Annotated in this window: 25 protein-coding genes; 12 read left to right on the top strand and 13 right to left on the bottom strand. The window is 47.1% G+C overall.

Translation table 11 applies throughout. From position 1 onward, the window contains the following. Positions 1-125: 125 nt before the first annotated feature. The 4 genes from KNQ18_RS05685 to KNQ18_RS05670 all read left to right on the top strand — a co-directional run bounded on the left by KNQ18_RS05685 (position 126) and on the right by KNQ18_RS05670 (position 2707). Positions 126-1007 carry a manganese catalase gene (locus KNQ18_RS05685; RefSeq protein WP_058264888.1) on the top strand — a complete coding sequence of 294 codons (882 nt, stop codon included), beginning with the start codon at positions 126-128 and terminating at the stop codon, positions 1005-1007. Between the two features lie 5 nt (positions 1008-1012). Continuing rightward, positions 1013-1231, top strand: coding sequence for a hypothetical protein (locus KNQ18_RS05680; protein ID WP_055968392.1), 219 nt, complete (start codon positions 1013-1015; stop codon positions 1229-1231). After that, on the top strand, positions 1224-1517 hold the full coding sequence (locus tag KNQ18_RS05675; RefSeq protein WP_029341888.1) for a spore coat protein: 294 nt from the start codon (positions 1224-1226) through the stop codon (positions 1515-1517). Before KNQ18_RS05680 ends, KNQ18_RS05675 begins: the two co-directional genes overlap by 8 nt. Before the next feature lie 74 nt (positions 1518-1591). Then, positions 1592-2707, top strand: a complete 1116-nt coding sequence (locus tag KNQ18_RS05670) for a hypothetical protein (protein ID WP_055968393.1) — start codon at positions 1592-1594, stop codon at positions 2705-2707. Between the two features lie 42 nt (positions 2708-2749). Here KNQ18_RS05670 and KNQ18_RS05665 read toward each other — a convergent pair whose 3' ends face one another. Then, entirely contained in the window at positions 2750-3139 is a 390-nt protein-coding gene (locus KNQ18_RS05665; protein WP_055968395.1) for a thiol-disulfide oxidoreductase DCC family protein, read from the bottom strand. A gap of 202 nt (positions 3140-3341) precedes the next feature. Here KNQ18_RS05665 and KNQ18_RS05660 point away from each other — a divergent pair, with 202 nt between their 5' ends. Next, complete coding sequence (locus KNQ18_RS05660; RefSeq protein WP_055968397.1) at positions 3342-4085, top strand: SDR family oxidoreductase; 744 nt, start codon at positions 3342-3344, stop codon at positions 4083-4085. A 55-nt stretch (positions 4086-4140) separates the two neighbouring features. Here KNQ18_RS05660 and KNQ18_RS05655 read toward each other — a convergent pair whose 3' ends face one another. The 4 genes from KNQ18_RS05655 to KNQ18_RS05640 are packed head-to-tail and all read right to left on the bottom strand — an operon-like array spanning position 4141 to position 5879. Next, positions 4141-4599, bottom strand: coding sequence for an NUDIX hydrolase (locus KNQ18_RS05655; RefSeq protein ID WP_214770486.1), 459 nt, complete (start codon positions 4597-4599; stop codon positions 4141-4143). Beyond that, positions 4571-5296: an alpha/beta fold hydrolase gene (locus KNQ18_RS05650; protein WP_214805084.1), complete on the bottom strand. Its 726-nt coding sequence runs from the start codon at positions 5294-5296 to the stop codon at positions 4571-4573. The genes KNQ18_RS05655 and KNQ18_RS05650 overlap by 29 nt, the downstream gene beginning before the upstream one ends. Next, positions 5286-5699 carry an RDD family protein gene (locus tag KNQ18_RS05645; RefSeq protein WP_214805085.1) on the bottom strand — a complete coding sequence of 138 codons (414 nt, stop codon included), beginning with the start codon at positions 5697-5699 and terminating at the stop codon, positions 5286-5288. Before KNQ18_RS05645 ends, KNQ18_RS05650 begins: the two co-directional genes overlap by 11 nt. A 12-nt stretch (positions 5700-5711) precedes the next feature. Beyond that, positions 5712-5879 (bottom strand): hypothetical protein, encoded by a 168-nt coding sequence (locus KNQ18_RS05640; RefSeq protein ID WP_214805086.1) that lies wholly within the window; start codon positions 5877-5879, stop codon positions 5712-5714. Positions 5880-6004: 125 nt separating this feature from the next. Between KNQ18_RS05640 and KNQ18_RS05635 the strand changes: the two genes are divergently transcribed. Next, positions 6005-6928 (top strand): zinc-dependent alcohol dehydrogenase, encoded by a 924-nt coding sequence (locus KNQ18_RS05635; protein WP_215084020.1) that lies wholly within the window; start codon positions 6005-6007, stop codon positions 6926-6928. On the opposite strand, the gene KNQ18_RS05630 is transcribed toward KNQ18_RS05635, so the two are convergent. Together KNQ18_RS05630 and KNQ18_RS05625 are read right to left on the bottom strand one after the other, a co-directional pair. Further along, on the bottom strand, positions 6910-7506 hold the full coding sequence (locus KNQ18_RS05630) for a hypothetical protein (protein ID WP_214805088.1): 597 nt from the start codon (positions 7504-7506) through the stop codon (positions 6910-6912). The two genes, KNQ18_RS05635 and KNQ18_RS05630, sit on opposite strands and share 19 nt — an antisense overlap. Continuing rightward, positions 7507-8238 carry a DUF5694 domain-containing protein gene (locus KNQ18_RS05625; protein WP_215084018.1) on the bottom strand — a complete coding sequence of 244 codons (732 nt, stop codon included), beginning with the start codon at positions 8236-8238 and terminating at the stop codon, positions 7507-7509. 109 nt (positions 8239-8347) lie between these two features. Here KNQ18_RS05625 and KNQ18_RS05620 point away from each other — a divergent pair, with 109 nt between their 5' ends. Next, entirely contained in the window at positions 8348-8701 is a 354-nt protein-coding gene (locus KNQ18_RS05620; RefSeq protein WP_214746073.1) for a hypothetical protein, read from the top strand. A gap of 127 nt (positions 8702-8828) precedes the next feature. Here KNQ18_RS05620 and KNQ18_RS05615 read toward each other — a convergent pair whose 3' ends face one another. After that, positions 8829-10181: a phenylacetate--CoA ligase family protein gene (locus KNQ18_RS05615; RefSeq protein WP_215084016.1), complete on the bottom strand. Its 1353-nt coding sequence runs from the start codon at positions 10179-10181 to the stop codon at positions 8829-8831. 172 nt (positions 10182-10353) lie between these two features. Here KNQ18_RS05615 and KNQ18_RS05610 point away from each other — a divergent pair, with 172 nt between their 5' ends. Continuing rightward, positions 10354-11208: an AraC family transcriptional regulator gene (locus tag KNQ18_RS05610; protein WP_214805091.1), complete on the top strand. Its 855-nt coding sequence runs from the start codon at positions 10354-10356 to the stop codon at positions 11206-11208. A 55-nt stretch (positions 11209-11263) separates the two neighbouring features. Here KNQ18_RS05610 and KNQ18_RS05605 read toward each other — a convergent pair whose 3' ends face one another. Beyond that, a complete protein-coding gene (locus KNQ18_RS05605; RefSeq protein WP_214805092.1) occupies positions 11264-12613 on the bottom strand; it encodes a phenylacetate--CoA ligase family protein in 1350 nt (449 codons plus the stop codon). A gap of 245 nt (positions 12614-12858) precedes the next feature. Further along, a complete protein-coding gene (locus tag KNQ18_RS05600; RefSeq protein ID WP_035397030.1) occupies positions 12859-13248 on the bottom strand; it encodes a hypothetical protein in 390 nt (129 codons plus the stop codon). Positions 13249-13407: 159 nt separating this feature from the next. Here KNQ18_RS05600 and KNQ18_RS05595 point away from each other — a divergent pair, with 159 nt between their 5' ends. Both KNQ18_RS05595 and KNQ18_RS05590 read left to right on the top strand, forming a co-directional pair. Then, a complete protein-coding gene (locus KNQ18_RS05595; protein WP_064299730.1) occupies positions 13408-14832 on the top strand; it encodes an NAD(P)H-binding protein in 1425 nt (474 codons plus the stop codon). A 120-nt stretch (positions 14833-14952) separates the two neighbouring features. Beyond that, the gene (locus tag KNQ18_RS05590) at positions 14953-18540 is read left to right on the top strand and encodes a dynamin family protein (protein ID WP_215084014.1); all 3588 of its coding nucleotides are present in this window, start codon (positions 14953-14955) and stop codon (positions 18538-18540) included. A gap of 283 nt (positions 18541-18823) precedes the next feature. On the opposite strand, the gene KNQ18_RS05585 is transcribed toward KNQ18_RS05590, so the two are convergent. The 3 genes from KNQ18_RS05585 to KNQ18_RS05575 form a co-directional block, all read right to left on the bottom strand. Beyond that, positions 18824-19732 carry a LysR family transcriptional regulator gene (locus KNQ18_RS05585; RefSeq protein ID WP_050677213.1) on the bottom strand — a complete coding sequence of 303 codons (909 nt, stop codon included), beginning with the start codon at positions 19730-19732 and terminating at the stop codon, positions 18824-18826. Positions 19733-19744: 12 nt separating this feature from the next. Continuing rightward, positions 19745-20695, bottom strand: a complete 951-nt coding sequence (gene corA / locus KNQ18_RS05580) for a magnesium/cobalt transporter CorA (RefSeq protein ID WP_149427532.1) — start codon at positions 20693-20695, stop codon at positions 19745-19747. Positions 20696-21001: 306 nt separating this feature from the next. Then, positions 21002-21550: a hypothetical protein gene (locus KNQ18_RS05575; protein WP_023468520.1), complete on the bottom strand. Its 549-nt coding sequence runs from the start codon at positions 21548-21550 to the stop codon at positions 21002-21004. Positions 21551-21834: 284 nt separating this feature from the next. Between KNQ18_RS05575 and KNQ18_RS05570 the strand changes: the two genes are divergently transcribed. After that, entirely contained in the window at positions 21835-22953 is a 1119-nt protein-coding gene (locus tag KNQ18_RS05570) for an NAD(P)/FAD-dependent oxidoreductase (RefSeq protein WP_149427533.1), read from the top strand. Positions 22954-22995: 42 nt separating this feature from the next. Further along, entirely contained in the window at positions 22996-23319 is a 324-nt protein-coding gene (locus KNQ18_RS05565) for a hypothetical protein (RefSeq protein ID WP_133207443.1), read from the top strand. Positions 23320-23371 lie beyond the last annotated feature (52 nt).

Here is a 23371-nt window from a genome sequence, read left to right as displayed (position 1 = left end):
ATTCTTTGATTGAACGTTCACCTCAGCATATCGAAAAATAAGGTAAACAGGTTTGAAAGGAACCGATTAAGGTATATAACATGTGTAAGTCATATATGTTTAAAACTTAAAAGGGGGTTCTTTTCATGTTTCGCCATCAAAAAGAATTACAATTCGAAGTCAAGGTTGATCGACCCGATCCAAAACTCGCTCGGGCCGTGCAAGAGGTACTCGGTGGACAATTCGGTGAGATGACGGTCATGATGCAATATCTTTTCCAAGGCTTCAATTGTCGAGGTGAAGAAAAGTACAAGGATATGCTGATGGATATCGGGACGGAAGAAATCGGGCACGTTGAAATGCTATGTTCCCTCATTTCTCAATTGCTCGACGGGGCGTCACCGGATGATCAGGCAGAAGCTGCCAAAGATCCAGCGACGGCAGCAATTCTCGGGGGTATGAATCCACAGCATCTTTTAGTTAGCGGTCTCGGTGGACTGCCATCAAACGCAAACGGCATTCCGTGGAACGGATCCTATATCGTCGCGAGCGGTAACTTATTGGCAGATATGCGCTCGAACCTACATGCTGAATCACAAGGTCGACTTCAAGTCGCCCGTCTCTATCATATGACGACGGATGAAGGCGTGCGTGCTACATTCCGTAAGATGCTTGCTCGCGATCGTTATCACCAGTATCAATGGATGGCTGCGATCGAAGAGCTGGAAACGAAAAACGGCGTCGTCGTGCCTGCTACTTTCGCACCGGAAGATGAGATGGAAGCGCAACCGCATGCTTATGAGTTCTGGGACCTATCGGAAGGAACAGCTTCAAAAGAAGGTCGCTGGGCTCAAGGGGAAGCACAAGATGGCACCGGTGAATTCGTTCATCTAGAAAACCCTGCACCACAAGGAAATATTCCGAATATGAAGGTACCAGCACACAAACTTCACCACGACCTAGCAGAAAAAACAGGAATGCAAAACGTTAAAGATACTGTCAAACGGATGTTACATGATAAGGAGTGAGACCGATGGCTAAATCACCACTTGCAATCCATGAAACACTCGAAATCCATGAAATCATGACGATGAAACAAGCCTGTCTCGTTAAAGCTGTTGCTGTTCGTTCTTTTGTTAAAGATGAGACGCTTGAAAAATTGATTGCTCAAGACATCAAAGATAGCGAACAAGCATTAAACGATTTACAAAAGCTATTGGCAGATCATGAAGGAGGCGGTTCTCATGAATGAAGCTCTCCAATCCATCAACCGTCCTAGTAAAAAACGCGACGAGTTGATTGCGACAGACTTCTTGATCAGCAGCAAATCACTTGTCCGTGCTTATGCTGTCGCAATTACGGAAACGGCTTCTCCTGATGTGCGGAAAGTCTTGACCGAACAACTGAATAAAGCCATTCAGACTCACGCTGCGATCGCCGGATACATGATTGATCACGATATGTATCACGCGCATGACTTGAAAAAACAATTAAAACACGATCAAGAAAAGCTAGAGGTCGCAAAAGGATTACTATGACGTTTCCCCTTCCCTTCTGATCCTGAAGCGGAAGGGGTTTTCTTTCATAATTCGTGTAAGGAGCGATCAGTCCCATGATTGACATCAATCACATTCAAATCAAACAAAGCGGAGAAACCGTTTGTCTCACCTGGAAAGGAACAAGTAACGTCCGACTCTTCTTAAACGGTATACCTTGTTTCATTCAGAACTCGAATACCTATCAAACGGATGTACTCCCTTTATATGAGCCTTTGTCGTTCGAACTGATTGATTCAGATTCGAAGACACGTATCGTCACGGCTCTTGTTTCAAGTACGGATGATTTGTTCTGGAACCGAAAAGTGACTGTCCTGATTCAACAAAATCATGCTGTCCGACTATTATGGGGTGAAATTCCAGAGGTATCGCATTATTCGATATTTCAAGATAAGCATCGATTAGGTCAAACTACAACACCCGAATGGAAAGGAACGATTGACCCTGAACAGTTTACACGTTTCGAAATCCGGATGTTACGTCCCATTTCTAGAAAATCGATGCCGTTCGCACGTATTATCGAGACGTTCGCCCGCGTTACGAATCAGATAAAACAAGAACAAGACCGAGAACGGGAATTTGAACAATTCGTGCTCTATTTTTCTTTGTACCCGCTATCCGCTTCACATACGAAGGTTTCTTCATACCGATTGCGTGTACTAACGTTCATTGCTCCTCCGATTCTCATGAACCCGAATCCGTTTTCTCCGCATCGTTATTTCGAAGGCGATGCGCGACAATATTCGCCTTTTTCTAAAGAGTATCGTACCTTTACAGAGGTCCTGACATGTAATGGTGAAACCACTCATCAACTATCAAAACAAGCAAATCCTACTCGCTCTTTTGATGCTCGTCATCAGTTATATCGAGAAGATGTCGCTTCGACACAGCAAGTCTATTTATCACATCAATCACCAACTCGATATACGCTTCATCATTCTGTTGGTAATCCGCTCGTCGTCTCACCAAACATCGACTACGAAATAACGGTGACACACCGTTCAAATCTTTGGCGTATCGCAGGAACACACCTCCAATCACCGCATCATGAAGTGTATCTGGATGAGGGAGACGATTGTTTTGAAACAATCCACCAAGCCCATGATTTAGGATTAAGTTTCCTCGGCGATCCATTGCCAAGTTGTCACTGGTTGCATGTGACCAACCAATGAACAGAAAGAAAACCGCGACCGATTCGTCGCGGTTTTTCATCTTTAGTCGTGAAATCGAGCTCGCGTCTCCGGAGACGGTAACGCGCACTGCTGCTTTTGTCCAAACCAGCGATGACGGTTGTTTGCAACGAAATCATAGACGCGATCTCGAAGTGAACGTGGAACAATCTGAAACACACTCAACAGACGCCATCCACCTTTTAAATGACGGGCAATCCGTAACGCTGCATCTGATTTGATATAGGGTACACCCCGGTCAATCACAACGACACTGTCGATCGTTTCCGGAAGATGATGACGACGGACGATTTCTTGTCCTGTTTCCCCTTGCAACGAAGCAAAATCATGATATCCTTTGTCTCGTTTCAAAATGAACTGGACACTCGCGTCACAGAGATTACATTCTCCGTCGAATAAGACGATTGCTTTCATGATCGATTCATCCTTCCCCACCTGTTTAACGAATAATTTCGTACACTTTTTCTTTACCACATTTCAAGTCAAAACATGCATTTAATCAGTATGTTAAATCATGATAACGCTTCCGTTCATTGTCTTTCTTACGCTATACTGTTTTTGTAAACATTTGGAACCATTCATTTATTTGAATGTATCTATGTAAAGGAGCGTACATATGACGAAACGACCGATTGCCATCGTGACCGGTGCCAGTCAGACACGCGACATCGGAGCTGCGATTTGCCGCCAGCTTGCCTCGTCCGGACATGACCTGGTCTTTACTTATTTTAAAGCAACAGCGGATTGGGCGGCTAGTTTTACGACCGAACTCGAAAATCAAGGTGCCCGCGTCCTTGCGATCGAGCTAGATTTAGGTCAAGCAGATGCTGCTGACGATTTATTCAATCAGGTAGAAGACTTTGGAACACCAAGCATCCTGATCAACAACGCTGCCCATTCGACGATGACGGATTGGAAAACACTTGATGCAGCCAGTCTTGATCAACACTATGCCGTCAATCTCCGGGCACCGTTGTTGCTCGCGACACGTTTCACGAAACGATTCGCTGAAGCACATCTAACGTCCGGTCGTATCATTCAACTGACGTCCGGACAAGATCTCGGTCCGATGCCTGACGAGATTGCTTACGCTACGACAAAAGGTGCCTTGTCGACGTTTACGAAGACTTACGCGGCAGCCGTGGCACCGCTTGGCATCACCGTCAATGCGGTCAATCCGGGTCCGACAGACTCGACTTGGATGGATGAAGCAACCCGGACGGCGCTTAAACCTAGTTTTCCGTTCGGGCGAATCGGTGCGCCGGAAGACGTCGCACGATTGATCCAATTCCTCGTCAGTCCTGACGGTGGCTGGGTGACCGGGCAAGTCATCCATTCCGAAGGTGGCTTTGAACGCTGAATATGTCGCATGTAAAAACATCCCTCTGACGTGAAAATCAGAAGGATGTTTTGCATTATCGAAAGACCGGACCCGTTTCCGTCAAAAAATCGTTCCAGGCTGTTTGATGCAGTTCGCTATAGAGTTCTGGCATTTGGTCTCTTTCAAAAAAAGCAACGTCGAGTGATTCATCGGAATCAATCGTCAATTGCCCCCCATTGATTCGGCAAACGAAAAAATGGACGATCGGCTGAGCGACATCCCCGTTCGGATACATCTCTTCGTACTTCGAATAGACACCACTCAAACGTTCGATCCTGACATGAAAACCGGTCTCTTCAAAAATCTCACGCTGTGCGGCTTCAACGAGCGACTCTCCCAGTTCCAGTGCGCCGCCGGGAAAGCCCCATGCTTGTTGCTCCCGCCGTTTTTGAAGAAGAATGCGCCCCTTCTTGTCAAAGACAATCCCACCGGCAAAGTTCAACATCACTTTTTCTTGACCGACCTTAGTGCGAAGAAAACGTATGTAGTCCATCTGTCGCCCCTTGAAGTTTGACGTGCTTCAGCCATGCAATCAGTTGCTTGATCATGGCATCGGTCACGATATGATTGACACCCGGAAAAACGTCTAATACGGTCGTTTTCGCCATACCTGCTTGAACAGCGGTTGCATGATAGAACTGCTGGATCGATAGTGGAATGATGTCATCGGCATCGCCGTGCAGGAGCAACCGCGGACGCTCATCCATCACACTGATTGGATCGAGCTTCCATGGTACATCCTCCTTTTTGATAGCAGGTCGCCCGTCACGAACGCAGAATTGACGTTCTGCTTCAAGATAGGCACCGCTCCCATTGATCGCAACGAGTGCTTTAATCGGCTGACGCGACATGATCCCGTGGGCAATGAACCCACCCATCGAGACGCCGATCGCTATCACGTCTGAAACATGCCAGCCTGATTGTTCGATGATAGCTGTCGCTTCCGTAATCGATTGTTCGACGACCGTCCAAAAATAGGTCGTCGTTACTTCTGAATCAAATGGATGATCAAGCGGATCACGTTGATCATGCCGAAGAAGTTCCGGGATGAAGACATCATACCCTTCTTCAGATAATTGTCGCGCAAACTCTAGATAAGAGACAGCTGTTCCGCCCCAACCATGATAGAGCAGAATGGCTCCTATAGGTTGAGAGGCACGGACACTATGGACATGAAAATCAAGCTTCATTTTTTAGCTTTTCCTGGTTCAAGCGGACGATCGTTCTCGCGAAGTCATCTTCCGGTAATCGTTGTCCGTTCTCAAGAAACGGTTTCCAGTACGGTCGAATCTTAAATAACGAGACCGTATCACGATAGACTGTTCGGCGGACGATTTGTTTTGTCGTCAACGGCAATCCGTTCTCGCTTTCAACCTGGATGCCGCAAATCTGACCACCGATTGTTTTTCCGTTCAACAGTTTTAATTGCGCGACTTCTCCTAGAAAACTGATCGTCGGTTGTGTCACGACAGCGTGAACGACTTCTGACTTCACACGTCGTAACACCGTTTTTTCGATGACGACAGAAAGTCCGAAATAAACAGCTTGGTTGATGATATACGCACCGATTCGTCGTTTTGTCGTTGAATGCATGGATGGTCCTCCTTATACGTTGAAATAAACGACAGCGCCAAGTCCACTGACGGCAATCAAATAAAAGACGATTGCGAGTCGTTTGTTTGCGGCAGAAATATCCTTTCGGGCGAGGATCTTACTATACCGAAACGTCAAAAATGCGAACACGAGCAATGCCAAAATTAATAATGGTGCCATTTGATTCCCCCCTCTTCTTTTTTATTCTACATCATTTCTGGTTTCGAATTGTTATATTTTACAAATAAAGTGGTATATGCTTGATCCATATATAATCAATCCAACAATGAAATGAGGTTTACATGTTGAACACTACAACAATTTGCTGTCTTGTGGAGTCGAAGACGCCTGGTTATTTTGTTCGGGAACTGCCGCCGCTTGGCATCTATGACGTCCACGTCCGCACTCTAGCCGGTGCCATCAGTATCGGTGCCGAACTTCCCCAATGGCTGGAACAAGACATGACCGAAACCAGCTATGACTATCCGCTCGAGACAGGATATGAAAGTTATGGCGAAGTGCTTGCAGTTGGTGACGCCGTCCAAATCGTCAAGCCCGGAGATCGGGTCGTCAGCTTCTATGGTCATCAAGATCAGGCGATCGTTCCTGTATCGAAGGTCATCCCGGTTCCTGCTCATATCTCACCGCGCGAAGCCCTACTGTTGATTCTGTCCTGTGACGCGGCAAAAGGCGTCCGAAAGCTAACATTGACACCCGACACAAGCGTCTTAGTTTCTGGAATGGGTACGATCGGTTTGCTGACGGTACATTACTTACGGCATTACGTCAACGTTCGTCAGATTGATATCCTCGAGCCGCTTACGTCCCGAGCGGAGTTAGCGCGTCAATTAGGTGCACGTGTTGTCACACCGGGTTCAAGTATGTATGACGCCGCCATCGAATGTTCCGGACGCCAAGCGGCCTTTGCCGAGCTTCAGTCCGCTGTCCGTCCTCATGGTGCAATCTGCGTCTTATCGGACGGCAACCGGGAAGCCTTGACGTTGACGCCCGCGTTTCACGCAAAAGAACTTCAGATCGTTGCATCGAGTGACGGCTGGGACTACCGCAAGCATGCAGACTGGCTCTTTTCAGACGAGCGTCACGCGACATTGCCCGCTTTGTTCGAACACGAGACTTCGTTTTCGAAGCTTGCCAGTTGCTTCGCTAGCTTAATGGAAACATCAGATCTCCCAATCAAAGTATTCGTTGATTATGAGCAGACGAGCTGAACACCGTTCGGATCCGTACCTACGAGCGATACGTCGGAAAAGACTGCTTCTTGTAAGACGGTCTTCTCTCCGCGGACGGTTTGGATTTGTGAAATCGGTCGATCGAACAGTTTCGTTAAATCCGCCTCTAATCCTTCGCGCGGTGTCGTTAGAATTAAACGCTCAAGTGTCGTTCCATCAGTATCCGCAATTGCATCTTCATGGACTTGCAATTCAATCCGTAATCCGTATGGTGTCTGCAAGAACGTCCGCCGCTCGTTCGCTTGGACCGTGAACGATAACGTTTCTGCGCGATCAAGAATCGTTTGCACGTCACCAGGCTGAATCAAAAATCCGATGTGATCGAAGCGAACCGTTTTTCCGAATCCGATCGTCACATTGACCGCTCCCCGTTTCATTTCAATGATTCGGAATAAAATTTGATCTGCTCGAAAATCATCCCATGATAGAGGTGGATTGAACGACGAAAATTCTCCGTCTTTCTTCCCGATCCGCTGGGAAACGTGAAATCCGCGTGCCGTGTACCAAGCTTCTGTTTCTTCCAAATGTGGTGTCCAGATATGGTAGTGAAATAGCATTTACATACACTCCTTTTCGTTGTTCCAATCGTTCCACGTCATCACTTCGACTTGGTTCGATTCATTCAAATATTGTCGTAATAACGGGAGGTGCGCAGCACCGTATAAACAGACGATTCGTTCGTTCGTCTGTGCGAGGTGCAGTAAACGATTTGCGATCTTTTGATTACGGACTCGCCAGTAGCGTTCAACCCAAATCCGCCCGCTCTCCAGTCGTTCGATTTGATCATAGATTCTAGCCGACGCTGCAATCGTTTCTTCAGCGTGCAATCGATCGAGCCATTCGGAGAAGGATAACTGCTCCATCGCGTGCTCTAACTGTTGGGTCCGTTTCATCTCAGCCGCGACGATCGTCTCAAAGGCTTCCGGATGATGTGAACGGACGATTCCTAAATCCGGTACGCCGGGTACGATTTCGTTCCAATCGCCCCCATGGAGATCTGCTACTCCTGCCATCCGGGCTAAGCGAAAGCCGATTTGTTGCCGTTCATTTTCGGTTAAATCACTTTCGTGTTGATAGGTTTCATATGTATGTTGCAGGTCACTCATGCGTTCAGGTGCCGTCTCAAGGGCAACGCATGTCGGTCGAAATGCGTTCAATCGAGCGACGACTTCTTGGATTTCTCGTTGCCTTCTCTCTGACGCGATATCAAAAATTGCTGGACGAATCATGTCACCATTTGCCGGGCGATCGAGATGGAACATGCCTAACAGTAAAATCTGAGGTTTCATCTATCTCCCTCCTTTTCCTGATTTTACCTTATACTTGGTAAAAGAATCGACTATTACCTATCATGAATTTACGTTACTATTCAACGAATACTCATATAAGGAGGTTCCGATGAAAAAGATATTCGTCATTGTGTTCATTGGATTTTTATTCGGATGCAGTCAAACCGGTACAGAGGACGAAGTTAGTCATGCCATGATCGTCATTGTGAATAACAAAGAGTATAACGGAACAGAAGTTGAATTGGATGCATCTATGCAACAAGGAGAAAAAATGAGCACGATACTAAAGAAAACAAAAGCCTATGAAATGCCCCAAGCGAACAGTCAATCGAATCTTTTTTCAGTCGGCTCCACCATCTATTCTGTTAAAGGAACAGAAGATTTTATCATCGTAAAAGACAAAGAAAATAAAAAATGGCTTTTAAAAAAGGTAAGAGATATCAAAAACAATTTGAATCAATGAGGCACTTTAACACTTTTAACGTGGTACCTCTTTAGAAGTACCAACAGCAGAGATGTTTTGTACTTTTACACGAGGTATGGTGAAAAGTAATAAAAAGTGGACAGATGGCGCCATCTGTCCACTTTTTTTATCCTGTTAAGCTTGATTTAACGAGTAAAATTTTCCCACTTTCCTCTGCATCGATATAAGATACGGCTTGTACATCGAGATGGATATCACGACCGAATAAACGGTACAACCGTTCCATCAGAAGTCGTTCGTCTGATTGACTGAACCGCTCTGCGTCCGGAACGTAGTAGATCGATACGCTATCTGTCGTCATTTGAACATATTGAATACGCTCGATACTGTTTGGCAAATGTTTGACGAGACTCGCCAGTTGCGCTTCAAAAATCTTTTGTCCATCCGGTTTTTGAATGAATGCCCGCCCCCTGCCGTCAATCGATTCGATGATTGGTCCCGGGTGACCACAGGAACAGGTGCGCTGACTGAGCGTCATCCGATCTCCGACCCGGTAGCGAATGAGGGGGGTTCCGTGTGTATCAAAACTCGTCACAAGAATCTCCCCGTCTGTATCGAGTTCGATGATCCCCATCTCATGGTGCAGATGTTTTTGACCAAACCGGCATTCAGAAACGATAGGTGCCCCTTCAGACGATGCATATTGATCAAAGACTGGTCCGTGAAACACTTCTTCGATGACTTGGCGCTCTTCCGCGTCGATCCGTTCTGCCGTCGGGAAAATCGCAACCGGTTGACACGTCAAGCGGATCCCTTCTCGCTTCGCGAACCGCGCGAGCTCAATCATCGCTGACGGAAGACCATCAATCGTTTCTGGTTGAAAACGTTCGATGGCTTCAAGATACGCTGCCATCGTCCGTGGGGATAACCGTTTCACCGTGAACAAGAGTTGATTCGCCGCTCGATTTATCCGCCAGTAGACGTCCACCTGTTGACGCTCGGGTACGAGATCCTGTGCCGTAAAGCTGATTCGTCGCATGCCACGGTAGACACCGTGGGTCGCCTTGAAATAATCCAGATGGGCCATGCGAATTTGCATATCCGGTATCGTATATCGTACTTGCAGTGACGTGCCTGTCGTTCCACCCGTTTTCCCTATGATTGGCGCAGCGACATCTGTTTGAATGTCCTCCATGTGCGTTCGTAATATTTCTTTTGATAGTACAGGAATATGTTTTAGTTCGGATAAGTCCGTTAACGGTAGGCAAATGTCATGTGAAGTGAAGAGCTGACGGTAATAGGGACTGTGTTCAGTACAGAAGCGAAGGAAGTCATTTAAACGATCAAGTTGTTCCGCTTTGACGTCGATCGTCGTATGTTCTCGTTCGAGGAGCATCCGGAACCGTTCTTGATAGACCGGTCCATAACGTTCGCGATGCAATTGATACCCATAGAGGGTTGTGAAGAGGTGCTGGAGAAATAGAGGAGAGCGATTGTAGATCTGCTCTTTGATACCCATGTCATCACGTCCTTTCGCAAGGGAAGTAACGGTTTCGATGTCTCTACGATAGCCGATGTACCTGACAAGAATATGACAAAAATAAGGGAACATGCATCCTGACAAATTACTATCGCCTTGGACAGGTCCGACGATCATCGCTCTATTATACTAAAAACAAGGAGGTGACAAGATGTGGCTCGAATCAATTCAACGCGTCATTGACTATATCGAAGATCATTTAGAAGATTCGCTCGATCTCAACGTTTTGACAAGGGTGGCGCAGATGCAAACGTATCCTTTACAACGGACGTTTTCGTTACTTGCGATGATGACCTTACCGGAATACATTCGGGGGCGACGTCTGACGCTCGCTGCCCAACAATTGACACAGACGGACGAAAAAATCATCGATCTCGCCTTACGTTTTGGTTATGAGACGCCGGAAGCTTTCACAAAAGCTTTCAAACGTCAGCATGGTTGTTCGCCAACGTTGATGCGAAGCGAGCGACGTCCGATTCACGCCTATAACCGCCTGAGCATTCAGGTGACCTTGAAGGGACTGGAGCAAATGGATTACCAACTCATCGAACGACCGGCTTTACAAATTTCAGGATGGCGAAAACATTTCCCGACGCAAGATGGTGCCCAACAACAACTGATTCCGTTGTTTTGGAATGATGTGAATCATTCTGGTCAAGATGCTACCTTGTTTAAACAAAATGACGGTCAGATTGAAGGTGTGATTGGTGTCTGCTCCAATTTCTCCGAAGCATCGATGGATTATTGGATCGCGACGACGACAACGGAAGTTCTGCCCGGTCAGGAAACGATGACGATTCCGGCGAGTCTTTGGGCGACGTTTCCGGTCGTTGGTCCGATGCCGCATGCCATTCAAGAGATGTGGCAGCGTATCTATCAAGAGTGGATCCCATCGCATGGATATGATCCTCTACCTCACGCTGAACTCGAAGTTTATTCGGCAGGCGACCCGTCTGCCGCCGATTATCAATCTGCCATCTGGATTCCGGTGCGGCCACGCGACTGACAGTTTCAGGACATACGAAAAAGCGAGATCATCGGTGACCTCGCCTTTTCATGTGTCATGCATACTGTTGTTTAATCAGTAACGTTTTTCCACTGATTTCTTTCGGAATTTCGGGTACCGCGCGCATGACGACATTCAATTGTCCGTCAAACAGTCGGTCAAGAACGAAAAAGAGTTTCTTCTCATGTTCTTTCTCGAAGCATCGTTCATCCGGAACATATAATAAAACAATCTCATCCCGCGTCTCTTGAATGTATTGCACGCGTTCGATACAGTTCGGGAACGCTCGAACGATTCCCGCAAGTTCGCCTTCAAAGACACGGTGCCCGTTTCTGAGTTGAATGAAGCTTCTCCCCCGTCCGTCGATCGAAGCGATGATCGGACCTTGATGACCACAGGGACACGTTTCCTGACTAAGCGTCATCCGATCGCCAACGCGGTAACGGACAAGTGGTGTACCATGCGTATCGAAGCTCGTCACAAGGATTTCACCGTCCTCATCACGTTCAATGATTCCCATCTCATAATGTAAATGTTTTTTCCCATACGGACATTCGGCGACGATCGGCGCCCCTTCTGACGACGCATACTGATCATAGATTGGCGCATGGAAGACTTCTTCGACGAGCGTTCGTTCTTCTGCCGTCATCATCTCAGCCGTCGGGAAGATTGCTTTGGGACGAAACGTACAGGTCATCCCATATTTTTTAGCATATCGTGCGACTTCGATCATTCCTGAAGGCAAACCATCAATCGATTCCGGCTGAAACCGATTCAGTTGTTCGATGTATGCAGCGGCGGTTTTCGGATTGATGTTTTTGATCGAGAACAACATCTGATTGATGACTTTATTCGTCCGCCAATAAACCGGTGCCTTTTGTTGCGGGGAAGCAAGCGTTTGACCGGTAAAACTTGCACGGCGCATCCCTTGATCGACTCCATGGGTCCACTTGAAGAAGTCAAGATGTGCCATCCGGATTTGCATGTCTTCCTTTGTATAATGCACTTGAATCGATTTACCGGTCGTACCGCCCGTTTTTCCGAGAATCGGGGCATGGACGTGCGCATGGACGTCCTCATTTTGTTGGCGTAAGATTTCTTTCGTCAAAGGGGGAATCTGTTTTAGTTCGTCAATCGATTTTAGCGGGAGCTCTAGTGCAATGGTAGAAAACAATTCCTGATAGTATGGACTATGTGTTTGGCAAAAAGAAAGGAAGTCGTTTAATCGATGCAATTGTTCTGCTCGAACGTCATGCGGTCGTCCTAACTTCTGTTTCAGTTTTTGTAAACGTTGCTGATAGGCGGGACCGTATCGTTCATGGAACAGGCGACGTCCTTGTAAAGTCGTCAACAAGTTTTGGATGAAAATCGGTGAGTGAAAGTAGATCGATTCTTTGAGCTGCATGATGTCACTCCTTCCATAGTTAGACCACCTTTTACTGATACTTTCATCTTATTTCCAGTCGCCGCCCATCTCAATTAGTTCTTCGTGAATAAACTTAGCTTTTATTTTCATGGCGATTTATTTTAATGAACTCTGATTCACGAACATCTTCTTACCGATTCTTGAACTTACAACTTTTCTTCCCTCACAAAAAATCCGATTGATGAAGAGGAGTTTCTTCATCAATCGGATTCATACGAGTGGCATTACGATTTCGCACCTTTTTGTAGCATCTGACATCCGTATGCCCGCAATTTAATCGCTTCGAGTACGAGCGACATCTGTTGCTCATCCAATCGTTCAATCAGCTCGATGATCGTGATCGTCGTTCGTCCATTATACAATTGGACGATCAAGTGGATGATTGCTTCTAACGCTGGACTCGGATAGGGTTCAGCCAGAAATTCACGATCAAAAAACTCACCACTATCCGGAAAGAAGTAATCCGAGAACCGTTCGAGCACTTCTGGCTGTCCTGTCGCAAGGTACAGCATCGAGACCATCGCTGCATCTTCTCGTTGTTTCGGCTTTAATCGTCTCCACAACAGATCGAATCGTCGTTCATGTCCCTCTTGCATGAATTGTATCGTCTGCATGGTTGAAGCCCCCTTTGTTTTCATACTTCCTGTTGGTTCTTTTCCATATGTTACTATTCCCTATTCCATTCAACTGAATCGTCTCAGCATATCCTCTTGCGATTGAACCGACTCGATTGGGGGTACATTACAACAGATATAAGAGAGGAGTTTACATCCATGCCAACGCGCCTAGCTTTAGCCGGAGCCACCGGATACATTGGTCACAATTTACTGAACGAACTAAAGAAAAAATATGACGTCATCGCCCTTTCACGAAATGGTGACGACAAGGACAATGAGGAACGCGTCGAATGGCGATCGTGCGACCTCTTTTCTCTAGACGATACGATCGCTGGTATGAAAGGAGCAGACATCGCTGTCTATCTCGTCCATTCGATGATGCCATCTGCTAAATTGACACAAGGATCGTTTGAGAATATGGACTTATTGTTAGCCGATAACTTCGCCCGTGCCGCAAAAGAAAACGGCATCCGGCAAATCATCTACTTAAGTGGTATCATCCCCGAGGAAACAGAAAATCTATCGCGTCACTTAAAGAGTCGACTTGAAGTCGAACGCGTTCTCGGTGCGTACGGAACACCGGTGACGACGATCCGTGCTGCGTTAATCGTTGGTCCTAAAGGTTCATCGTTCCCAATCTTATCGAAACTCGTCAAACGCTTACCCGTCATGGCACTCCCACGATGGACACGTAACAAGACCCATCCTGTCGCCTTACCCGACGTCATTCATGCCCTTGGTGAAAGTGTCGATCGCGATGACGTCAAAGACCGGGCCATCGATATCGGTGGACCGGAAGCGATGACCTATAAGGAGATGATCCTTAAAACAGCCGACATCATGGGTAAACGACAACCGACGATCGATATTCCTTTATTGACCGTTAAATTATCGCGCCTTTGGGTGACGCTCGTGTCCGGAGAACCAAAAGAAACCGTCTATCCACTCGTTGAAAGCATGGTCCATGAGATGGTTGCGGATCCAGAAAAAATGGTTCCCGGCATCAGTGACGGCAAAATCACATTCGAACAATCAGTCCGAGATGCATTAAAAGAGGAGGAGGAACAAAAAGGATCTTCTTCCTCGTCGTCTTCGACACCAGACGTCCTTGACGTCCGATCGGTACAACGTGTTCTTTTGCCAAAGGATCGCGATGCCGACTGGGCAGCTGACGATTATATGAACTGGTTGTCATCATTTGCCCGCCCTTTCCTATCGTCAACTGTGAAAGATCAAGTCGTTGGAATCCACATTCCGTTTTACGAACAACCGCTGCTTGAATTGACGAAGGAACCGGTTCACGATCGACAAATGGCGACATACCGGATTACCGGCGGATTGTTCGCAAAAGTCGAGCAAGATAGCCGTGGTCGGATTGAATTCCGGCAAATTCCCGGTACGCAAGAATGTATCATCGCCATCCATGAATTCGTCCCTGCGCTACCGTGGATACTCTACAAGGCAACACAGGCGAATGTTCACCTGCTCGTCATGTATCTCTTCAAATTACACTTGTTGCGCCGGATTCATTCGACGGAACAAGAATCGACACGTGCGGACGAAATCGTTCCGTCGTCTTGAACCTAATTAAAACAATCTGCCTCTTACTGGGCGGATTGTTTTTGTCGTTTGCGGAAGGATGACGAAACGGAAAAAATCGTGATACACTGGACGATGACTGAAAGAAAGGGGTTTCATTGCATGCGCTCATTTGAGGAACGATTATCGAACCAACTCGAGGCGACGGCTTCACTCGCCACATTGATTCAACCTTCAACGGATCAACTCCGTTTAGATAAACTAGATAAATTTGCTAGCAAACTATTAAAACGAGAGTTCACGATTGCGTTTGCTGGTCACTTTTCAGCTGGAAAGTCGAGCATGATCAACGCCTTGACGGGTGAATCGGTCTTACCGACGAGTCCGATTCCGACGAGTGCAAACATCGTGACACTTCAGCAAGGTGAGATGGATTCAGCAATCGTTCACTTTCATGAACAGCCGTCTGTTCGTCTGACTGCAAAAGAGCAAGAGAAGCATCTTCAATCGCTTGGGAAAAGTGGTGATGTCCAACAAATCGATTTGACGCATGCCGCGTCCGCGCTGCCTCCTGGTCTCGTCTTAATGGATACGCCAGGCGTCGACTCGGTCGATGATGCCCACCGTGTATCAACGGAGTCTGCCCTTCACTTGGCTGACATCTTGTTTTACGTCATGGACTACAATCATGTTCAATCCGAATTGAACTTCATGGTGACGGATGAATTACAAGCTGCCGTACCGGAATTATATTTAATCGTCAATCAAATCGATAAACATCGTAACGATGAACTATCATTCGACGCCTTCCGCCGCTCGGTTCATGCGTCCTTCGCTGAACACGGTGTCGTACCGAAAGGAATCTTCTTTACGAGCCTACGGGACCCAGCCCATCCGCATAACGATTTCACGGAAGTCGAACAGCTCGTCAAACAAAGCATTCGCGACGCTCAACCGAAGTTGTTGACTTCTGCCGCTTTGACACTCGAAAGTCTTCACCAGGAACATACACGTTATCTCACACGTCTCGTCTCAGAAACAAACGAGACGATGGCTGAGCAATTGAATGACGCTGAACGACGGAATCCGGCGAAAATCGAAACCGAATTAGCACGTGTCTCGCAACAGTTAGAAGCACGTCAACCGGACCGCTGGGTACAGACGTTTTCGCTTCATCGGGATCAACTTTTGAAAAATGCGACATTGATGCCGTTCGAATTACGCGAGAAGATGCGCCGTTTCCTCGAGTCACGTCAGCGTGATTTCAAGGTTGGATTATTCCGTAGCGCGAAAAAAACGGAAGCGGCTCAAGCAGAGATCGCACAAGACGTGCTCCGTGCCTATCAGACAGTGACTGCTTCCGAAATTTCGCTTCATTTACGTAACTTGATGAAACAATCGTTACGTGACCTTGGTCTCCTGCAGGATACGCATATCGTCGCAATCGATCAGCTCTCACTTGACCCACCACTTTCCGTACTCGAGAGTGCCTTGCCAACCGGTATTACGATCACAGGTGAATCAGTGCTCCAGTTCACGAATCGTGTCGCCGAACAGACACAAGCGTGGTTCGTCAAGGAAACGAACGCATGGCGTGAGCTTATTCGTCAAGAGTTGACGGCAACTTTCCCGAAAGAACAAGCTGAGCTATTGCAGCAACAGACGTTACTACAGCATAAATGGACTAGCGTTCAAGCATGGCAACAGGCTACCGTAGCACTCGAACGATATGAGCATGGCGTTGCTAGTCCATCCGACCAACAACTCGAACAGGCTCGGACGCAAGTTTCAATCTGGGAGGAGCAATTGATTCAGCAAGAAGCGGCGATCGTCTCCTTTACCGGGTACGAATCGGTGATAGAAACTACTGCGTTTGAAGTTGCGACGACGATCAGTGAGCAACAAGCCGTCCGTTATGCACCTGAAGACGTCGCTCGAATCCGTCAGCATCTGAATGGTCTTCAAGGTTTTGAAGATGCCGTCGCTTATTTGAATGACAAATTGGACCGACTGACACACCAATCCTTCACGATTGCCTTATTCGGTGCCTTCAGTGCCGGAAAATCATCGTTTTGCAATGCCTTACTCGGAGATAAGGTCCTCCCGGTCTCTCCGAATCCGACGACAGCATCAATCAACCGGATTCACCCTGTTGACGCTGCACACCCGCACGGCGTGGCAGAAGTCACGTTCAAGTCGGAAGCAGCGATGCTTGAGGACTTAAATGAAGCAATGGTCGAAACAATGACGTTCGAGTCAACGAAACAGGCATACGATACGCTCTTACCACGTAACGCGTCACTGACAGACCCGTTCTTGCGTGCTTTCTTGAAAGGATTCCCTGCCGTAAAACCCTTCATCGGTACCATTCAGACGGTCGATCAAGACGCTTTTAAACAGTATGTCGCGCAGGAAGAACGAAGCTGTTTCGTAGATGTCATCGATTTCTATTACGATAGTCCGTTAACACGTCTCGGCGTGACGCTCGTCGATACACCGGGAGCAGATTCAATCAATGCCCGTCATACTGATGTCGCTTTTGATTACATCAAGAACGCGGATGCGATCTTATTCGTCACGTACTTCAATCATGCCTTCGCCCGCGCTGACCGTGAATTCTTGATTCAACTCGGTCGTGTCAAAGACGCATTCGAACTCGATAAGATGTTCTTCCTCGTCAACGCGATTGATCTCGCTGCGTCAGATAGCGAACGTCAAGATGTCTTGAACTATGTCGCGACGGAATTGCAACGCTTCGGGATTCGATCGCCTCGACTGTATGGAGTCTCGAGCTTACAAGGACTCACGGAAAAGCAACAAGAGCGATCAGATTCAACTTCCGGTTTACCTGAATTCGAGGAGGCATTCCATCACTTCCTAGCGGAGGATCTGACCGGTCTCGCCAAAGTATCGTTGTCTGAGCAGACGGAAAAGACCGTCCAGCGACTCGAACGATTTATCGCTGCGACTGAAGCGAATCTGTTGCGAAAAGAAGAACGGTTGGCTGAGTTATCTACTCTAGAACAGCAGGTCACGGATCGTTTCGAAGACAATCGCGCCGCTTTGATCGAACCTGCACTCAAAGCAGAGATCCATGAGCTGTTGCATCATGTCGTACAACGCATTTATTACCGTTTCCCTGACTTTTTCAAGGAAGCCTATAATCCTGTTCGTTTTGCTCAAACTGGCAAAGGAGTGGCATTACAGGATGCGTTAACGGAACTGTTGACGTTCCTTCGGTTCGATTTTGAGCAAGAGCTCCGGGTCACGCATTTCCGTGTCGACCAATGGCTCGAAGCGGCCTTGATCCGGCGTCAACAAGAGGAGCAACAGTTGCTAGAGCAATGGAACGAATCCTTCCAGCTCGCGCCTGTCACGGTCTCTCGATTAAATGAAATGACGTTCGATGGTCCATTCGAAGATGCAACGCCTTATGTCGGCGTCAAACGCCACTTCCGGAATGCGAAAGCCTTCTTTGAAAAAAATGAGAAGGAGCAGTTGAAGGAGGAACTTGCGACATTAACTAAGCAAGAAGCACTCGCGTATACTGCCACTCAAGAAGAACGCTTGCTGGCAGTCGCTGCGGCACATCTGGACGTTTCTTTGACAGCCGTTTCAGAGCACCTGTTACGCCAAACACTCGAGCAACTTGAGAGTGAACGCGCGACGTTACAGGCACAAGAGACGCTGACTCCTTATAAACAAGCAGCAAAGCAGATTCGTAGTCTGACGCCACACGTCACTTCTTGAAACACGATCGCTCCAACGTAAAAGAGGCTGACCCAACAGTCAGTCTCTACAAAGATAAGGGTGGCAGATCATAATTCTGCCACCCTTATCCCGTAAAAATAGAATGACCCGTCATACGCCACTCCTACAGGAAAAGCGCATTTTTGCGCTGTCAGAGACAAACAAGACCCGTTTTCATGCTGGAATGAAGCAGGAAAACAGGCTTGTGTCTCGCCTGAGGAAAGGGCGTGAATAGACGAGTCATTCTTTTTTTGAGTCAGTCCCCTTTTTGATTGCCTTCTCGTCAACGCGATGGCGTTGGCCAGTACGACTGAAAATAGTGGACGATGTATTGGTGGACGTGCCGGACGACAGGACGTAATTCCGTCCCAACGAGTCGGTTCAATGAGACATCCCATAACATCGGTGGGTCGAACGGGATGATTTTAATGTCATCCGCATGATGAAACCGTAGTATCGGCTCCGGTAGGATCGAGATGACGTCAAGTTCTTGGACCATCCCAATCAACAAGTCCCATGCCCCTGACATGAAGAAGATATTCGGCTCTTGCTGCACTTTACGAAACTCCGATAGTATTTGATGATGCAACATGAATCGGTCGTTCAAGATGACGAGTGGTTCATTTCCGATATCACGATAGGATAGCGCTTCTTTAGCTTGAAACGGGTGATTCGGACGCACGGCGACGACGACCTCATCTTCGATCAATCGAAAACGTTCGATACCATAGGATTCACCCGGTTCGATCAAGATGGCCAAGTCGAGTTCTTCAAGTAACAGTCGACGTTTGAGTTCGAACGCCCCCTCCTCGATGATTTCGAGTTCGATGCCAGGGTGTTCCGCCATGAACTTTGGAATCAACTGCGAAAATAAGACAGGGAGGATGACGGGTGGGATGCCGAGACGGACTTTTCCTCGGACGACGTTCGAGCGTTCACGCAGATGCCCCATCAATGCTTGATGACGTGTCAGAACGATCTTCGCATCCTCATACAATTGACGTCCTGTTTCCGATAACCCTGTCAACCGTCCGTGCTTTCGAATGAACAGCTCCACTTGCTCCAGCTGCTCGAAGTCGCGGATCATCTGACTAAGCGCCGGTTGCGAGATTGACAAGTGCTTCGAAGCACGCGTTAAGTTATAGCCTTGCTCAACGATTGTCGTAAAAAAGAGCAATTGTCGAATATCCACTTACATCTCCCCTTATTCATCAAACCAGCGATTTTTTTTGAAAAACAGAATCATTCCTAAAGCGAGGAGTCCCATTGCCCCTAATGTCACGAAATAACCGTACCGAGTGGTCAGTTCTGGCATATGTTCGAAGTTCATGCCGTATATACCGGCGATGAACGTCAACGGCATGAAAATCGTCGTGAAGATTGTCAACGTCTTCATGATGCTATTCATCCGGTACGAGTTGAGGGAAATGAAATTATCCCGAAACTCAGATGTCATCAATCGATTGTATTCGATCATTTCCGATAACTTCAGTAAGTGATCATACAAATCGCGAAAGAATGCCTGTTTCTTTGGATGAATCGATAACCGCTTTGATTCGACGACACGATACAGTAAGTCCCGCATCGGCATGACCGTCCGCGAGATTCGAAGTAACCGCGCGCGTAGTTCGAAAATCTCCTCCATCAACCGACGATCATTGCCACGCGTTCGGTAGCGTTCCTCAAGCGCAAACAATTCATCTTCCGTTGCATGAACGATCGGAAAATACCCGTCGACGATCTTATCCATGATTTTATGTACGAGGTCGACTGTTTCTTGTTTGTCGAGGCGTTGGCTACACTGTTCAAACACGATATCAATTTCTGGTGAAGATTGCTCATGGTAGCTAACGAGATGCCGATCACTTGCGAACAAATTGATTTCACGACTCGTCAATGTTCCTTCATCGAGCGCATGAAGGACAAAAAAGCTATGTTCTGTATAATATTCAAGCTTTGGGCGTTGCAAGTAATGAAAACAATCTTCAATCGCCAGTGGATGAAAATCAAAAACCTCAATCAATTTTTGCTTCTCTACGTCTGTCGGTTGATCGAAATCAACGAAATAACGTTTCATGCCCGACTCCTGTGTCCGACTTACATCATCGGTCAAAATGATTGTGTCATTCGCATCGATCAGTATACAACGAATCAACTTTTTCTCCCCCTTTTCCTATGTAAGCGTACTATATTTTTTCGTATGCAACAAAAAAAGGATTTCCTCGAAGAGAAATCCTTTCAGATTGTAGACAAATGAACTGACTCAAAAAATGACACACCTTTTCACACCCTTTCCTCAGGCGAGACACAAGCCAGAGCGACCCTGCAGCGAAGCGAAGCTTGTCCCAGGAAAACGATGCGAGTCGAACAAAAAAAGCGCAATCCTTCTCGTTAGAGAACAATTGCACTTGTCTTCAGTCTCAAAAGATTTCCCCAAAGAGAAATCCGTTTCAAATAGCAATCAACCATGTTCAATATAAAATCCGCTCCAATAAACCTGACGATACGTAAACTCTTTTCCACTCTTCGTCGTCACAAGCATCTCATCTTCTGCCATGACGGCAATTTTAATGGGTACTTCACCGTGATCCGTCAAATAATTGAGGATCTCAAGATGCCGATTCAACCAAAGACGACGGCGGAACCAACGAAAACGACTGAATGCCGCACTGAAGTGGAGTAAGGCAAGTGCAAGGATAATTAAAGCAAACGGAAGTGGAATATCGAACAACGCAATCAAATATACATCTGCGATCAGCAAGGATAACGAGAGACCCATTTCCGTCATCTCCATGAAAGATGCTTTATAGGTCGCAAAGTAGGTCATCACACGAAATAGGAAGATGACCGTGAGGTACGGTACAAAGTACATTTGAAACACATGGTCCGTGCCGCTGTTGACGAACATGAGCAGTGGCAGGAAGAATAGCAATTTCCAGATTAGGATGGCGGAATAAAATAAAGTATGATCCGTGTAGCGTCTGCGTACGATGGCTTGACTCATATTCATTGCCTTCCCCTCCTTCATGATGGACCGTTTCAAAGTCGATGATGACAGGACATGATGCCTATAAGGGTATGTTTCCGAATTCAGCTGTTTCTAATCGTCTAATTCACAGTTTTTAGAAACTGTATATTTAGTATACGTCATCATTCACCAAATGGTTCACTTTCCCCATCATTTCCCATCATTCGATGTGCTACAGATTGGAAACCCGCTCTTGCTAGTCGTCCGGATCTTCTACTGCTACAATAAAAGATATTCCAATTGAACAGAATCGAGTTGAATCTTTCATGTACACCCATATCATCATTGGCGCCGGAATTCTCGGTGCCTCGACTGCCTATCATTTATCGAAGGCTGGTGAACGCGTCTTACTCGTCGATCGGAAGGAACCAGGTCGCGCTTCTCATGCGGCAGCCGGCATCATCTGTCCATGGATGACACAACGGCGAAATAAGGCATGGTACAAATTAGCGAATAACGGGGCTCATTTTTACAAGACATTGATTCCTGAACTGGAAGCACTCGGTGAGACGAGTACGGGTTATCAGCAAGTTGGAACGATCGCCTTACACGAAACATCAAAAATCGAAAAGATGGAGACGATTGCGCAAAACCGTTTTCCGGAAGCACCTGCCATCGAACGTATCGAACGACTGGACCAAGATCGTGTCAAAACGCTCTTTCCACTCGTCGAACAGATCGAAGATGCCTTATTCGTTTCCGGTGGTGCCCGCGTTGACGGACGTGCCTTGTGTGCTGCACTGATTCGTGGCGCTGTCGAACACGGTGCGACCGTCCTAGAAGGAGATGCTTCTCTTATCGTAGACAAGGGAGTCGTCACTGGTATAACCATGGAAAATGAACAGTACTCGGCAGAACAGTTCATTTTAACGGCGGGTGTTTGGTTAAATGAACTGCTCCGTCCACTTGAGCTTAAAATCGATTTGCATCCGGAGAAGGGACAGATTCTGCAACTCGATTTGACGGATTCTACATCAACGACTTGGCCCGTCGTCATGGGACAACGCGGATTATATCTCGTCTCCATCCACGAAGGGAAACTGATCGTCGGTTCAACACACGAAAAACAGACCGACTACGACTTGAAACCAACCGTTAAGGGGATGTATGCCTTATTGAATCGGGCTTTACCTGTCTTACCGCGTCTCGAAGAAACGACGATTGATGAACTGCGTATCGGCTTACGCCCGTATACGAAAAACTCCCTGCCGGTGATCGGACCGCTTCAAAATCATCCGAACGTGTTCCTAGCGAACGGACTTGGTGCATCCGGTTTGACGATCGGACCCTATCTCGGTAGCCAATTAGCGAAGCTTGCACGTCATCAAGCGCCTGATATCGAATGGACGACTTATGAGCCGACCTATGTCTCTCTCGACTCCTGACCAACTCTATGCTTCACTTTGAAAGGAAGTACACCATTGTCCATGAAACCAATCGTTCCTCTTGAATTATTCGATGCTTTAGATATACGTGTTGGTACAATCCAGTCGCTTTCGGATCTTACCGATGGCTCAATTCAGCTTGAACTACAATTCGACGGATTTACGCGTTTATTCTCACTCGACTGGGAATCACTGCGACCCGATGTTCATGAATTGCTTGGAAAACAAGCGATTGCCGTACTCAATATACCTGGTCGTACGCCTGAAGAGTCCGGTCGGGTGCTTGAGATCGGTCGCTCGGAACAATGGATGCCGATTCTCGTCGTACCGGAACATCCGATTCCGGAAGGAGCACGTGTCGAATAAGGCATATCATTTAGAAAAACACTCCCCTGTGTCGCTTCGTAACGGAAGCTTA

Source organism: Exiguobacterium sp. s78, assembly GCF_018618985.1.
Lineage (GTDB): Bacteria > Bacillota > Bacilli > Exiguobacteriales > Exiguobacteriaceae > Exiguobacterium_A > Exiguobacterium_A abrahamii.
This window is presented reverse-complemented; position numbering and strand designations above follow the sequence as displayed.

Excerpts from the sequence above, each read along its gene's own strand:
- KNQ18_RS05570 (WP_149427533.1), top strand. The coding sequence starts at position 21,835 with ATGTACACCCATATCATCATTGGCGCCGGAATTCTCGGTGCCTCGACT.
- KNQ18_RS05620 (WP_214746073.1), top strand. The coding sequence starts at position 8,348 with ATGAAAAAGATATTCGTCATTGTGTTCATTGGATTTTTATTCGGATGC.
- KNQ18_RS05615 (WP_215084016.1), bottom strand. The coding sequence starts at position 10,181 with ATGGGTATCAAAGAGCAGATCTACAATCGCTCTCCTCTATTTCTCCAG.
- KNQ18_RS05595 (WP_064299730.1), top strand. The coding sequence starts at position 13,408 with ATGCCAACGCGCCTAGCTTTAGCCGGAGCCACCGGATACATTGGTCAC.
- KNQ18_RS05655 (WP_214770486.1), bottom strand. The coding sequence starts at position 4,599 with ATGGACTACATACGTTTTCTTCGCACTAAGGTCGGTCAAGAAAAAGTG.
- KNQ18_RS05630 (WP_214805088.1), bottom strand. The coding sequence starts at position 7,506 with ATGCTATTTCACTACCATATCTGGACACCACATTTGGAAGAAACAGAA.
- KNQ18_RS05685 (WP_058264888.1), top strand. The coding sequence starts at position 126 with ATGTTTCGCCATCAAAAAGAATTACAATTCGAAGTCAAGGTTGATCGA.
- KNQ18_RS05575 (WP_023468520.1), bottom strand. The coding sequence starts at position 21,550 with ATGAATATGAGTCAAGCCATCGTACGCAGACGCTACACGGATCATACT.
- KNQ18_RS05665 (WP_055968395.1), bottom strand. The coding sequence starts at position 3,139 with ATGAAAGCAATCGTCTTATTCGACGGAGAATGTAATCTCTGTGACGCG.
- KNQ18_RS05610 (WP_214805091.1), top strand. The coding sequence starts at position 10,354 with ATGTGGCTCGAATCAATTCAACGCGTCATTGACTATATCGAAGATCAT.
- KNQ18_RS05600 (WP_035397030.1), bottom strand. The coding sequence starts at position 13,248 with ATGCAGACGATACAATTCATGCAAGAGGGACATGAACGACGATTCGAT.
- KNQ18_RS05640 (WP_214805086.1), bottom strand. The coding sequence starts at position 5,879 with ATGGCACCATTATTAATTTTGGCATTGCTCGTGTTCGCATTTTTGACG.
- KNQ18_RS05565 (WP_133207443.1), top strand. The coding sequence starts at position 22,996 with ATGAAACCAATCGTTCCTCTTGAATTATTCGATGCTTTAGATATACGT.
- KNQ18_RS05645 (WP_214805085.1), bottom strand. The coding sequence starts at position 5,699 with ATGCATTCAACGACAAAACGACGAATCGGTGCGTATATCATCAACCAA.
- KNQ18_RS05680 (WP_055968392.1), top strand. The coding sequence starts at position 1,013 with ATGGCTAAATCACCACTTGCAATCCATGAAACACTCGAAATCCATGAA.
- KNQ18_RS05650 (WP_214805084.1), bottom strand. The coding sequence starts at position 5,296 with ATGAAGCTTGATTTTCATGTCCATAGTGTCCGTGCCTCTCAACCTATA.
- KNQ18_RS05670 (WP_055968393.1), top strand. The coding sequence starts at position 1,592 with ATGATTGACATCAATCACATTCAAATCAAACAAAGCGGAGAAACCGTT.
- KNQ18_RS05660 (WP_055968397.1), top strand. The coding sequence starts at position 3,342 with ATGACGAAACGACCGATTGCCATCGTGACCGGTGCCAGTCAGACACGC.
- KNQ18_RS05675 (WP_029341888.1), top strand. The coding sequence starts at position 1,224 with ATGAATGAAGCTCTCCAATCCATCAACCGTCCTAGTAAAAAACGCGAC.
- KNQ18_RS05605 (WP_214805092.1), bottom strand. The coding sequence starts at position 12,613 with ATGCAGCTCAAAGAATCGATCTACTTTCACTCACCGATTTTCATCCAA.
- KNQ18_RS05590 (WP_215084014.1), top strand. The coding sequence starts at position 14,953 with ATGCGCTCATTTGAGGAACGATTATCGAACCAACTCGAGGCGACGGCT.
- KNQ18_RS05625 (WP_215084018.1), bottom strand. The coding sequence starts at position 8,238 with ATGAAACCTCAGATTTTACTGTTAGGCATGTTCCATCTCGATCGCCCG.